The organism is Sphingobacterium sp. MYb382 (genome assembly GCF_037572665.1).
Taxonomy (GTDB): domain Bacteria; phylum Bacteroidota; class Bacteroidia; order Sphingobacteriales; family Sphingobacteriaceae; genus Sphingobacterium.
This window is the reverse complement of record NZ_JBBGZT010000007.1, coordinates 256,739-270,266: the sequence shown is the minus strand read 5'-3', so window position 1 is coordinate 270,266 and position 13,528 is coordinate 256,739. Positions and strand designations below refer to the sequence as shown.

General features: G+C 40.8%; 8 protein-coding genes and 1 rRNA gene. 1 reads left to right on the top strand and 8 read right to left on the bottom strand.

Features of this window, described 5'->3' with window-relative positions:
* The 8 genes from WH223_RS01935 to ettA form a co-directional block, all read right to left on the bottom strand.
* Positions 1–150 (bottom strand): 16S ribosomal RNA (locus tag WH223_RS01935); the annotation flags it as partial.
* A gap of 1,994 nt (positions 151–2,144) precedes the next feature.
* Positions 2,145–2,324 (bottom strand): cbb3-type cytochrome oxidase assembly protein CcoS, encoded by a 180-nt coding sequence (gene ccoS / locus WH223_RS01930; RefSeq protein ID WP_340045834.1) that lies wholly within the window; start codon positions 2,322–2,324, stop codon positions 2,145–2,147.
* Positions 2,325–2,364: 40 nt separating this feature from the next.
* On the bottom strand, positions 2,365–4,758 hold the full coding sequence (locus WH223_RS01925) for a heavy metal translocating P-type ATPase (protein ID WP_340045833.1): 2,394 nt from the start codon (positions 4,756–4,758) through the stop codon (positions 2,365–2,367).
* A 12-nt stretch (positions 4,759–4,770) separates the two neighbouring features.
* A complete protein-coding gene (gene hemN / locus WH223_RS01920) occupies positions 4,771–6,123 on the bottom strand; it encodes an oxygen-independent coproporphyrinogen III oxidase (RefSeq protein ID WP_340045839.1) in 1,353 nt (450 codons plus the stop codon).
* Positions 6,123–6,554 carry a lactate dehydrogenase gene (locus WH223_RS01915; protein ID WP_340045832.1) on the bottom strand — a complete coding sequence of 144 codons (432 nt, stop codon included), beginning with the start codon at positions 6,552–6,554 and terminating at the stop codon, positions 6,123–6,125. The genes hemN and WH223_RS01915 overlap by 1 nt, the downstream gene beginning before the upstream one ends.
* 112 nt (positions 6,555–6,666) lie before the next feature.
* Entirely contained in the window at positions 6,667–7,725 is a 1,059-nt protein-coding gene (locus tag WH223_RS01910; protein ID WP_340045831.1) for a response regulator, read from the bottom strand.
* A gap of 13 nt (positions 7,726–7,738) precedes the next feature.
* Positions 7,739–8,923, bottom strand: a complete 1,185-nt coding sequence (locus tag WH223_RS01905) for a PAS domain-containing sensor histidine kinase (protein WP_340045830.1) — start codon at positions 8,921–8,923, stop codon at positions 7,739–7,741.
* Positions 8,924–8,942: 19 nt separating this feature from the next.
* Complete coding sequence (gene ettA / locus WH223_RS01900; protein ID WP_340045829.1) at positions 8,943–10,625, bottom strand: energy-dependent translational throttle protein EttA; 1,683 nt, start codon at positions 10,623–10,625, stop codon at positions 8,943–8,945.
* A 182-nt stretch (positions 10,626–10,807) separates the two neighbouring features.
* Here ettA and WH223_RS01895 point away from each other — a divergent pair, with 182 nt between their 5' ends.
* Positions 10,808–13,369 (top strand): ATP-dependent Clp protease ATP-binding subunit, encoded by a 2,562-nt coding sequence (locus tag WH223_RS01895; RefSeq protein ID WP_340045828.1) that lies wholly within the window; start codon positions 10,808–10,810, stop codon positions 13,367–13,369.
* Positions 13,370–13,528: the final 159 nt, after the last annotated feature.

Sequence of the window (13,528 nt, the reverse complement as noted above, 5' to 3'; positions counted from 1 at the left end):
CCCCTGATATGGGTAGGTTGCTCACGCGTTACGCACCCGTGCGCCACTCTCACCAAAATAAAGCAAGCTTTACCTTGGATCCCGTTCGACTTGCATGTATTAGGCCTGCCGCTAGCGTTCATCCTGAGCCAGGATCAAACTCTCCATTGTAAAAATGAATTGTTAGAAACCTAACTATTTATAAAATAATTAGAATTGTCTTTTTTTAATATCTAATTTGAACTGACTAGGTTGATTGTTATTTGTTAACTTTCGTTAGTATAACCAACTACTCGTTACGTTTTCATGATCATTTTCTTAAAGAACTTCTCTCGCCGCCGCATCGCGCTTTGGCTATATATTTTCCCTATTGCTAGGTTAAACTTAATCTTGTTTGTTTCATACATCCTTGCGATGTGCGCCCTTCGTTTCGGTTGGGACTGCAAAGGTAGAAAAGCTTTTTGATTTTCCAAAATAAATTTTACTTTATTTTTTCTAGCTCCTCTTTCGTTAAATTTAGAAAAAACCGCATTTATAATGCTGCTATCCTTGTTTTTAACCCTTTATTTCAATCGTCCCTCCCTTGCGGAGTGGTGCAAAGATAGAAGTTTTATACCCCTACTTCCAAATGTTTTTAGCTTATTTATTAGGAGTTTTTCTTAAGTGCTTGATAACGATACTAGATAATTTTTCCTTGGGTTGGGTTTTGGGGGGTAAATAGGTGGTTTGGATAGGGAATTAGGGTGGTTATTGGATATGCGACCCCGCTGGGGTCGTTATATGGATTCTTATATCTTGGCTATAATGATGTCAATCCGCTGGATTGAATTCCTTGTTGCGAGGTTTATAGTTTTACTTTCCTCTCCTATTTGTTATACTGTCCTTCGACAGGCTCAGGATGACAACAAGTCGAAGTATCGTCTTAGAAAGGGGGACCTCCTATATATAAGCAATACTTTGTTTACATCTTTACCTTTAATAACAAGACTTATCTCTTTTGCACTTCCTTTTCCAAGTTGTCATGCTGAGCTTGTCGAAGCATCATTTAGAAAGGCTTACTCCTATATATAAGGAATACTAGGTTTATTACAACTCTACCTTAATAACAAGACTTATCTCCTTTGCTCTTCCTTTTCCAAATTGTCATGCTGAGCTTGTCGAAGCATCCTTTAGAAAGATTTATTTGCACTGTTTATCCGTCCTCGTTTGAAACGAGGATGCTAGAGGATAGCGTTTGCAACGCTTATTGAAGTCTTTTGCTTAATTATAGTGCATGTCCTTAGCCAGGACGCGGCTTCACCCTTTTTCTTGATAAAAAGGGTGGCAAAAATCAAGGCTGGCATATACTGCTATCTACGCTTGTAAATTCCGGAACAAAACGAACTCGCTCCGCTCGGACAGAGTTTTGTTCTTGCGGAATTTCCTACGCTACGATTTTACGCAGCAGATGCCGAGGCCTTTTTTCTAGTAACTGCAAGATTCAGATTTTTGCAGTTAATCTCGGTTTTGCACTTATCTTTTTTTTTATACTTATTGAACCCTTCGACAGACTCAGTGACACAGCAGCTATTAGCGCATATAGTATATATATGTATTCCGTTTGTTATATAGCGATAAGGGCTTGTTGAATAGTAGTTGCGCTAGGGATTGGAGCGATTGTTTGAGCTCTTTTGTTTTGGGGCTCGAGCGGTACGCGAGGGGAACCACAAAACAAAAAGCGAGTGCGGAAAGCCCGACGTAGGGGCGTAATTTAAAAACGCCCCTAACGGAGCGCCCAGAATATCATTACAAACACCTTATTGTCATAAAAATGTAATGTTGAGTTGTTTTTTATTCTTTATCAGCTATTTTCGCATAAATAGTTTGGTAAGGCACAGAATTTGTTGTATCTTAAGAGTATTCACAAGAAAGGTAATATATATGATAAAAAAAGAAAAGATGAAAACTACAAATTTACGCAAGAACCCGTACATGTACTACATGACAAACTGGGGATTTATTGAACAAGTTGAGCAGAGCTCAGAAAAAGCGGACAAACAGTCCAAAACTCAAAAACAAAGTTAGTATTACACTAACAATAGACATGAAACAAAAAGAGGTGCTTTATAAGAATAAAGCATTTTGTTTTTTATAAGGGCTCAGTATTCTCTATTACTGTAAAACAATTAACTCTTTTTCGTTTCCGCCCTTTTTTCCTCCACGACTACTTCATCATCAAAAAGAATCCGTACCGAAGGGGTATAGGTATCGTTATTCTGCCCACTTTTATTGGCCCAGATGAAGGCTCCTAAGAAAATCAAGGCTATAAATATACTACAGCCAATGAGAAAGAAAATGATATTCATGTGTTGTGTGTTTAAACCCTACCCTACTTAACAATCAAATTTACAACAATTTACGTCGTCTAGCAAACCATCGGGTCGATAGGCTGGTAAACGATATAATGGTAACGGTACTTATCGGCATCAGGATGGCTGCAAATAGTGGAGACATGGTTCCTTGCACGGCAAAGCTTATTCCTACAACATTGTATAGTAGGGAAATGGCGAAGCTGGCATGGATTACCTTGACCGCATCTTTGGCAAAGGCGAAAAACTTAGGCAACTTCGCAAAGGCATCACCATCGAGAATGGCGTCACAGCCTGGCGAGAAATTGTTGATATCATCGGACACGGCTATACCGAGGTCGGCTTTGCGGAGTGCACCGGCATCATTAAGTCCGTCGCCGAGCATACATACTTGTTTTCCTTTATGCTGCCACTGGTCGATACGCTCTAGCTTTTCGGCTGGACTTTGGTTAAACAATAAGACTGAACGGCTTGGAAAAATTAACTTCAACGCATCGGAACGTCGCTCGTTATCACCAGATATAAGATGCAAATCGTAGCTTTCTTTCATGCTATTCACCACATCTACGAGCCCATCGCGCCATGCTTGCTCTAAGGTGAAATATCCTTTAAGCTGTCCATTGATTGTGATATAAACAACGGAACCATCGTGGTCTGATTTGGCAACTCCAACAAATGAGGCTGAGCCTATTTGCAGGTTGACATCACCTATTTGCGCACGAATCCCTTGTCCAGCAATTTCCTCAAAAGCGGTAAGCTCATTAAAATCGGTGACGCCCATCCATTTCACAATTTCCCGACTCAGCGGATGCCCTGAATGACGACAGGCAGAAGCTACAAAAGAGCGTTCTTCGGTAGTAAGCTGTCCATCAAAAAGCATGGTGGATGACTTGGGAGACGATATCGTCCCTGTTTTATCAAAAACCACGCAATCGATGGCTGCCATCTCTTCTATGGCTGCTGTATTTTTAATATAGAATTTATTTTTATCGAAAATACTGAGTGCTGCCGAGAGCGTGAAGGGCGAACTTAGCGCCAATGCACAAGGGCAAGCAATAATAAGCACGGCTGTAAATGCGCCCCAAGCACGCATGGAGTCCCCCCCGAATAACCAAAAGGCACAAGATACAAGGGCTATACTGACTAAACCAATGGTAAAATATTTACTAATGAAACCTATAAAAGTGTCAAATTGCTTTTCGTAGTGCTTGAAGCTTTCATTATTCCACAGTTTGGTAAGGTAACTTTGCGATACGGGCTTCACGACCTCGAGTTCAATAGCTTCACCAACTTGCCTTCCTCCGGCATAGATAATCTCGCCTAGTGTTTTCTCTACAGTACGTGATTCACCTGTCACGAAGCTAAAATCTACGGCTGCTTGCCCACGTAGCAGAATAGCATCGGCCGGAATAATCTCGTTATTGCGCACGAGAATACGGTCACCTATTTGCAGGTCTGCCAACTGAACGGGTTCGTCCTTATTTTCGGTTATACGTGTAACCGCAACCGGGAAATAGGAACGATAATCACGCTCAAAAGATATATGGTAGTAGGTTCTTTGCTGCACCCACTTACCTATCAATATAAAAAACACCAAACTACATAGGGTATCGGCAAAGCCTGGTCCTGTCTGTGTCAATACTTCAAAGGCTGTACGGAGAAAGATGATGAAAATACCGAGTGCTAGCGGTACATCAAGATTTAACCGTTTCTGCTTTAAGCTAAACCAAGCGGATTTAAAATAATCGGAAGCGCTATAAAATAAGGTAGGAATGGCAAATGCTAAATTGAGATAGCCAAACACATTGCTATACTGCTTTTCGAAAGCATCCATTCCAAAGTAATCCGGAAAGCTCAACATCATGGAGTTTCCAAAACAGAAACCAGCAACGGCTATCTTAGCGATAAGGCTATTGTTATTTACTTTTTTCCCTTCTTTAACCACATCTTGCAGCGTGATTTTAGGCTCATAGCCGATATGATTCAACAGCTCAACAACTTCGCGAAGCGAGACTTCTTGATGCTTGAATGTAACGGATGCCTGCCTTTTCATAAAATCAACGCGTGATGTTACTATTGCAGGATTTAACTTATAGAGGTGCTCAAGCAGCCAAATACAGGAGCTACAGTGGATAACGGGAATATAAAAGGTAATAACCGAGACATGCTCGTCCTGGAAGTCAACCAATTTGGCCGCAATCTTAGGCTCATCGAGATAAGAAACATCGGCACCTTTTTTCTTTTGGGAACGCCCTGGATGGGTATTGTATTTATAATAGTTATGCAGATTACTTTCTTGCAAAACCATATAAACGGTCTGGCAGCCTAGGCAGCAAAATGTATGACCATCTAAAAAATAGGGTGCCTCCTCAACCTTATCCCCACAATGGAAGCACCCTTCCTCAACAACAGTATTTTCTAAATTGCTCATTCCCCAAAATGATTAAATGGCTTGACTAAATAATTGTTCGGTCTCTTTACGTTGCTGTAAACGCTGATCGAAGACCATGCATATGTTTCTTAAAAATGACTTTCCTACCTGCGTAACTTGAATTTTATGACCTTGAATACTTACTAATCCATCTTTCAGGATGGGCTGTAGGCGCTCAAGGATAATGTCATTAAGTGCGAACCCTTCTTCGAGTACTACGACACCTTTACACATCATATCCAAAATATAACGACGTAACACTAAATCTTCTTCATGTAGCAAATGACCTTTCACTACTGGGAACTCTCCTTTATCGACCAGCTCATAATAGGATTCCACGGTTTTCACATTTTGTGCAAAAGCAGTCCATGCGTCGCTAATAGAAGATACGCCGAGGCCTATTATCACGGGCACATAACGGTCTGCATAGCCCATAAAGTTTCTGTGTAGTCCTCCGTTTTCGGAAGCTAAAAACAATTCGTCATCAGGTTTTGCAAAATGGTCCATTCCTACATCTCTATAACCTGCAGACTCTATCATTTGTTTCCCTAAACGATAAAGAAATAATTTTTCTTCCCCTTCGGGTAAATCAAGCTCCGTAAAACGGCGTTGACCGGGCTTTATCCAAGGCACATGGGCATAGCTGTAAAATGAAATACGGTCGGGCGACATGGCTAATGCCAGCTCTGTGGTACGCTCAACGCTTGCTCTTGTTTGCAATGGCAAGCCGTAGATAAGGTCGAAGTTTATGGATGTATAACCAATAGCGCGTGCATCTTTCATCACACGTTGAACATCTTCTACGGTTTGTTTTCTATTTATAACATATTGTACTTTTTCATCAAAATCTTGAATCCCAAGACTTAATCGTCTAAATCCAAGGTCATAAAGCACTTGCAGATGTTCATTGGTAGTATTTGCGGGGTGTGCTTCAAAAGAAAATGAAGCATGCTCCGTAACGGAAGTACCCTGAAGTAAACCTTGAACAAGCGTTTGCAAATTTTCTGCCGTAAAGAAAGTAGGTGTGCCTCCTCCGAAATGAATTTCGCTAATTACAATATCCATCCCTAGCGCTTCTTTATAAAGATTCCACTCCTTTAGAATATGTGCGATATATGGTTCTTCTACCTGATGATTTTTAGTAATTCGTGTATTACATCCACAATAGGTACACAGACTCTCACAAAATGGAAGGTGTACATATAAGCTTATCCCCTTATTTTGATGCTGTAGATAAGTAAATTTCAATCGGTCTATCCATGACTTTGCAGAAAAACTATCATTATCCCAAAATGGAACAGTTGGATAACTAGTATAGCGTGGCGCAGCAACGTTATACTTACTTACGAGTTCATTATTTACCATCATGATTGCTTCTTATTTTTTGCGGGGTTACTACAATTATTAACACAACAGCAGGCTTTACCTACGCATTTACCCACGCTCCAGAGTGTTAAATTCTGAATTGTTTGTTGCGCTATTCCTTTCGGACTTTGGTCTTCATGAGGTGTATTGGCGATTTGAATATCTAGCTCATGTGCCTTTATCAGGTCAATATGTCCTGTCGTCAGGGAGCGGGTAATAATTTTACGAATGCCGATATGGTGTAGCTCTTCAATCAAGGGAGCATCAAGCTTATCTTCAGCGGATACCACAACAACCTCCTTACCATGCGCATATTGCATGGTGGTTAGGTTCAAGGCATTGGAAATAAGCGTTAAATCATGAACTTTTCCATTGGCTAGCGCCAACAGTTCTTTCTCATAATCTTTTATGTTATAGGCTACAACTTTCATACCGTGCGTTTACACTTACTGTTTCTTACAAAAGTAAAGCAGTAAGTGCAGTCCGCACGTGAAGGGTATCAAATAATAAAATGATTTATATCACTAGTCCAAGGAGTTGGTACTAGAATTTAATAGATTTCAACCGATGTATAGATGCAATACGAATGGCATTACCTTCTTTAGTAATCAATTTTTCATCCTTAAAATCGGCCAACATACGGCTGATTGTTTCATTGGCTGTACCTGCTAAAGCGGCTAAATCATCACGCGAGATACGAATCAATGCTTCATCTTCTTCGGCTGTGGTAATTGTTTTTTCAGCGACATTGACTAATGCATTAGCGACACGCTTACGTACGGTATCGTAGGCAAACCCTAGCATTTGGTCTTCTTTATCACGAATATTTCCAGACAACAACTGAATAAAACGACGTACGATAGCCGGTTTATCATAAAGGAGGTCAAAAAACTTCTCTCTAGGCACTAAAGCTACTTCACAGTCTTCTAGCGCTGTTACGTTATCGCTATATTTTTCATTTAACAGGAGTGCTTCATAACCAAAGAAGCTGTTGTCTACATAAATATTAATCGACAGCTCTCGCCCATCTTGGTAGAATAGAAAACTACGCACCTTTCCTCTAATCAAGAAATAAACGAACACAGGTGAATCTCCAGCTTCGTATATTGCTTGTTTTTTCTTAAACGTTTTTACACGAGCATCTTTAATCAATCCATCCAATAATGAAGTTTGCTCATCTTCACTGAGTTGAACATGCTGTCTGACGTTATCTTTATGCTTTAGCTGTACTCTTTTGCGTAGTCTACTTTCTATCGCATTTAGGAGTTCTACATCATCGAAAGGCTTCGTTAAGTAATCATCGGCCCCCATCTCCATTGCTTTACGCAAATCTGAGCGTTCTGTTTTTGCCGTTAAAAAGATAAAAGGGATGTCAGCAGTAGCTTCATTTTTACTCAACATGTAGAGTACGCCATAGCCATCAAGCTCGGGCATCATAATGTCACAAAGTATCAAATCAGGTTTATGCAGAATAGCAGCTTCTACTCCTTTTTTTCCATCAGAAGCCGTTAATACGGTATAGTCTCCTGCTAGCTCCAACACTTCTGCTGTTCCTTCTCTAATTTCTAGATTGTCTTCAATAATCAATATTGTCTTTGCCATCTATTCTAATCTACTATTGCCAGAAAACCATTTTAAACATGGCTCCTTCGTTTAATGCTGATTTATATTCTAAGGTTCCTCCCATCAAGCTTACATAGCGCTTCACGATATTCAAACCTAAACCGGTTCCTGGAATGCTTCCTGTATTGTTGGCCCTAAAGAAGGGTTCAAAAAGGTTCTTTTGGTCTTCCACAGGAATACCAATACCATTATCACATACACAAACGACGCAGGTATTATCCTTAATTTCGGTTGTAAATTCAATAAAGGTGTCTTCTCCAGAATATTTAATTGCGTTGGATATCAAATTGATGATACTACTCTTTACGAGGTGCTCATCGACTAAGAAAACGCCAACTGCTCCGGTATGCTGATACACAATATGCTGATTTTTCTTACAAATCATCTGCATCTCCTCTGTAATCTCTTCCGAAAGCTGTACCAGATTGATATGGTGTTTGTTTACCACCACTCTTCCGGCTTCCAATTTCTCTAAAGATAAGAAATCATTCAGAATATCATTGAGCAACTTAACCGAACCGCGGATACGGTTGGTATGCTTTATTACGTTGTTATGGTCTGGTTTTTCAAGGTATCGCTCAATAAGAGATGCTGATAGCTGTACGGAACTCAGCGGTGTACGGAATTCATGCGAAGCCATCGACACAAAGCGAGACTTCAACTGATTGAGTTCTTTTTCTTTTTCCAAAGAGATACTTACGTCGGCCTTCGCTTTTTCCAACTCACCAACTAACGTGATTAAATCACGTGTACGCTCGCGCACTTTTTCTTCAAGCTCTACCGCATGCTGCCTTAACTTATCTTCAGCTTCCCGCTCTTTGGTGAGGTCGTGAATAAAGCCGGTGTATATATTTTTATTTTTATAGAAAACCTCACTCACGGCTAAGCGAAAAGGGAAGAAAGAGCCATCTTTCTTTCTTCCGTTTACCTCGCGGCCAATGCCTATGATTTTCTTCTGGCCTGTTTCCTGGTAGTTATGGATATATCCATCGTGTTGACTACGATCAGGCTCAGGCATCAACATAGAGATATTATTTCCGATGACCTCTTCGGGTGCATAGCCAAATAAATGCAGGGCAGCAGGGTTTATAGATTCCACAATTCCACGATGGTCTATGGTGATAATACCGTCTATGGCATTATCAATAATGGCTTCTAATAATTTTGCTGACTCCATGCTTTCTCTCCTATCTTAATTACTTAACTAATTTTTTATACTTGATACGCTTTGGTGCTACATCACCTAAGCGTTTCTTGCGGTTTTCCTCATAATCAGAGTAGTTTCCTTCGAAGAAGTACACCTGAGAGTCACCTTCAAACGCTAAGATATGCGTACAAATACGATCTAAGAACCAACGGTCGTGGGAAATAACTACCGCACAACCACCGAAGTTTTCTAAACCTTCTTCTAGCGCACGCAATGTGTTTACGTCGATATCGTTGGTAGGCTCATCGAGCAACAACACGTTGGATGATTTTTTCAACGTGATTGCCAAGTGCACACGGTTACGCTCACCACCGGATAATACGCCAACTTTCTTTTGTTGATCAGCACCGTTGAAATTGAATTTCGAAACATAAGCACGTGAGTTAATCGGCTTATTACCCAACAAAAGGTTGTCATTACCTTCCGTAATGTTTTCCCATACAGATTTCTCTGGATCAAGGTCATCATGATTCTGATCGACATAACCTAAAACTACAGTCTCTCCTACTTTGAAAGTACCCGTATCAGGTTGCTCTTGTCCTGTGATTAAGCGGAATAATGTTGTTTTACCAGCACCATTGGGCCCGATAATCCCTACTATACCTGCTGGAGGCAAAGAGAAACTTAGGTTTTCGAATAAAATACGATCGCCATATGCTTTGCTGATATTTTCGGCTTCAATCACCACATTTCCTAAACGCGGTCCTGGCGGGATGAAGAGTTCTAATTTATCTTCACGCTCTTTCGTTTCCTCAGACGCTAATTTTTCATAGTTATGCAAACGTGCTTTAGACTTAGCGTGACGTGCTTTTGGTGCCATACGCACCCACTCTAACTCGCGCTCAAGCGTCTTTTGACGTTTTGTTTCTTGCTTCTCTTCTTGCGACAAGCGTTTTGCTTTTTGGTCTAACCACGAAGAGTAGTTTCCTTTCCAAGGAATTCCTTCCCCACGGTCAAGCTCTAAAATCCACCCGGCCACGTTATCTAAGAAGTAACGATCGTGGGTAACTGCAATAACCGTACCTTTATATTGTTGTAAGTGTTGTTCTAACCAATCGATAGACTCTGCATCCAAGTGGTTGGTAGGCTCATCGAGCAATAAAACATCAGGTTCTTGAAGCAATAAACGACAAAGTGCCACACGACGACGCTCTCCTCCTGACAGATTGGCAATTTTCGCATCTGCATCAGGACAGCGTAATGCGTCCATGGCACGCTCCAATTTCGTATCTAACTCCCACGCATTTGTAGCATCGATAATATCCTGCAATTCACCTTGTCTAGCCAACAATTTGTCCATCTCATCAGCATTTTCATACACCTCTGGCAGGCCAAATTTTTCATTTATTTCCTCGTACTCATTCAGTACGGCTTTAGTTTCAGCCACACCTTCTTCTACGATTTCGATAACGGTCTTTTCAAGGTCTAAAATAGGCTCTTGGGCCAAATAGCCTACAGAGTAGCCTGGCGAGAAAACGACCTCACCTTGATAGGCTTTATCTAATCCAGCAATAATTTTCAAAACGGAAGACTTACCTGATCCGTTTAAACCGATCACACCAATCTTAGCTCCGTAAAAGAAAGAAAGGTATATATTTTTAAGAACCTGTTTTTGAGGCGGGTAGACTTTGCTGACACCAGCCATCGAAAAGATTATTTTTTCTTCAGACATAGACGTATTAAAACTGTTTTTTTGCGCAAAGATAATCAATTTTAATGGTTAAAGACTGACATTTTGATACTTTCCGGCCTGTGGCGCAATTGTTGATAAAATATACATTGTAAAGACATAGGGTTTATATTTTATTTGTACTTTTATAATATCCTATTATCAAAAAAGGAAAGGCAAAATACATGGAAGCAAAATTTTCACCACGCGTAAAGGATGTAATCTCCTACAGCCGAGAAGAAGCATTGAGGCTTCGCCATGACTATATCGGCACAGAGCATCTTTTGCTCGGGTTGATTCGAGAAGGTGATGGAGTGGCGATAAAGATTTTGAAGAATATTGGGATAGATACTGGTGCTATCCGACAGTCTATCGAAGATGCTGTCAAAGGTTCTTCGATGTCTCGTGCACCGATAGGAAATATGCCGTTAACAAAACAAGCGGAGAAGGTTTTAAAGATTACCTATCTAGAAGCAAAGATATTCAAAAGCGATATTATTGGCACTGAGCACTTGTTACTTGCTATTCTGCGAGACGAGGAGAATATTGCCTCACAAATTTTACAGCAGTATAGCGTGACATACGATTTGTTCAAAAATGAAGTTGAGCAAAACAAAACGACCATCACGGACGAAGCATCAAGCTCTCCTTCTGGAGATGATGACTTCCCTGAAGATGATCAACAGTTCACTGCCCCTAAAAAAGTATCCGACATTAAGTCGAAAACACCGGTATTAGATAATTTCGGTCGTGACTTAACGAAGGCTGCCGAAGAGGGTAAACTAGACCCTATCGTTGGTCGTGAGAAAGAAATCGAGCGTGTATCGCAGATCTTATCACGACGTAAGAAAAATAACCCAATTTTAATTGGTGAACCAGGTGTTGGTAAATCCGCTATCGCGGAAGGACTAGCACTACGCATCGTGCAACGTAAGGTTTCACGTGTATTATTCAACAAGCGCGTTGTTACGCTTGATTTGGCTTCATTAGTTGCTGGTACAAAATACCGTGGTCAATTTGAGGAGCGCATGAAAGCGGTAATGAACGAACTGGAGAAATCACCAGATGTAATTTTATTCATCGATGAGATCCACACGATTGTTGGTGCTGGTGGCGCATCGGGTTCTTTGGATGCATCTAATATGTTTAAGCCCGCTTTAGCGCGTGGCGAAATCCAATGTATTGGAGCAACAACACTAGACGAATACCGTCAATATATTGAGAAGGATGGTGCTTTAGACCGTCGTTTCCAAAAGGTAGTCGTAGAGCCTGCTTCGCATGATGAAACCGTTGAGATTCTTAACCGGATCAAGGATAAGTATGAGGAACACCATAATGTGACCTATACGCCTGAAGCTATTGAAGCTTGTGTGGCTTTGACAACACGTTACATCACGGATCGTTTCTTACCAGACAAAGCTATTGATGCTTTGGATGAGTCGGGTTCACGTGTTCACTTAACAAACATTCATGTACCACAAAGCATCATCGACATCGAGGAGCAAATTGAGGATGTGAAAGTAGAGAAGAACAAAGTTGTACGTAGCCAGAAGTATGAAGAGGCTGCAAAACTACGTGACACAGAGAAAAAACTATTAGAGCAACTCGATAAAGAGAAAGCAGCTTGGGAAGCGGAAACAAAATCAAAACGTTACACCGTTACGGAAGATAATGTAGCCGAGGTGGTAGCGATGATGACAGGTATTCCTGTGCAGCGTGTCAACCAATCAGACAGTCAAAAGCTGTTGAAAATGGGTGACTCGATGAAAGGCCGTATTATCGGTCAGGATGATGCTGTTCAGAAATTGGTAAAAGCTATTCAACGTACGCGTGCTGGATTGAAAGACCCTAAAAAACCGATTGGTTCATTTGTCTTCTTAGGCCCTACAGGTGTTGGTAAAACGGAATTAGCGAAAGAGCTTGCCCGCTTTATGTTTGACACAGAAGATGCCTTGATTCAAATCGACATGAGTGAGTATATGGAGAAATTCGCTGTTTCCCGTTTAGTAGGAGCGCCTCCAGGTTATGTTGGTTATGAAGAAGGGGGACAGCTTACCGAGAAAGTACGTCGTAAACCTTATGCGGTTATTCTTTTGGATGAGATTGAAAAAGCGCATCCAGATGTGTTCAACTTGTTGCTACAGGTATTAGATGAAGGTCAGCTTACGGATAGTTTAGGCCGCAAGGTTGATTTCCGAAATACGATTATCATTATGACATCTAATATCGGCGCGCGTCAGCTTAAAGAATTTGGTCAAGGTGTAGGTTTCACAACTGCTGCAAAAGCAAATCAAGCGGATACGCACTCTCGTGGTGTGATTGAAACGGCATTGAAACGCGCCTTTGCTCCTGAGTTCTTAAACCGTATTGATGATGTGATTGTATTCAACTCGTTAACGAAAGAGAATATCTTCAAAATTATTGATATCGAGCTTAAATCATTGTTTGGACGTATTGAAGGCCTTGGCTACGAAATTATCCTTACGGAGAAAGCTAAAGATCATATCGCTGAGAAAGGTTATGATAGTAACTTCGGTGCACGTCCTTTAAAACGTGCTATCCAGAAGTACTTGGAAGACCCTATTGCGGAAGAAATATTAAAAGGTGAAGTGAAAACTGGCTCTACCTTGAACATTGATTACGATAGTGAAAAAAACGAAATCATTGTTCATGCTACACATCCAACTGCAACTGACGATTCTATCGAGTCGGATGTAACCAATTCGGATGATAAAGAGAGTGAATAGTTTTTAAACAAGCCTTATTGCAGGAATGAGCCCGTTTTTTAGCGGGCTCATTTTTTTTATTTTTTAGTCAAAAAGCCATTCTTTGCCTAACTTTACATAAACAACCAATTTGTACAAAAACTAGCTTCCACAAGCGCCCCCACCAGCCCAAACTATCTA

Excerpts from the sequence above, each read along its gene's own strand:
- ccoS (WP_340045834.1), bottom strand. The coding sequence starts at position 2,324 with ATGAATATCATTTTCTTTCTCATTGGCTGTAGTATATTTATAGCCTTG.
- WH223_RS01925 (WP_340045833.1), bottom strand. The coding sequence starts at position 4,758 with ATGAGCAATTTAGAAAATACTGTTGTTGAGGAAGGGTGCTTCCATTGT.
- hemN (WP_340045839.1), bottom strand. The coding sequence starts at position 6,123 with ATGGTAAATAATGAACTCGTAAGTAAGTATAACGTTGCTGCGCCACGC.
- WH223_RS01915 (WP_340045832.1), bottom strand. The coding sequence starts at position 6,554 with ATGAAAGTTGTAGCCTATAACATAAAAGATTATGAGAAAGAACTGTTG.
- WH223_RS01910 (WP_340045831.1), bottom strand. The coding sequence starts at position 7,725 with ATGGCAAAGACAATATTGATTATTGAAGACAATCTAGAAATTAGAGAA.
- WH223_RS01905 (WP_340045830.1), bottom strand. The coding sequence starts at position 8,923 with ATGGAGTCAGCAAAATTATTAGAAGCCATTATTGATAATGCCATAGAC.
- ettA (WP_340045829.1), bottom strand. The coding sequence starts at position 10,625 with ATGTCTGAAGAAAAAATAATCTTTTCGATGGCTGGTGTCAGCAAAGTC.
- WH223_RS01895 (WP_340045828.1), top strand. The coding sequence starts at position 10,808 with ATGGAAGCAAAATTTTCACCACGCGTAAAGGATGTAATCTCCTACAGC.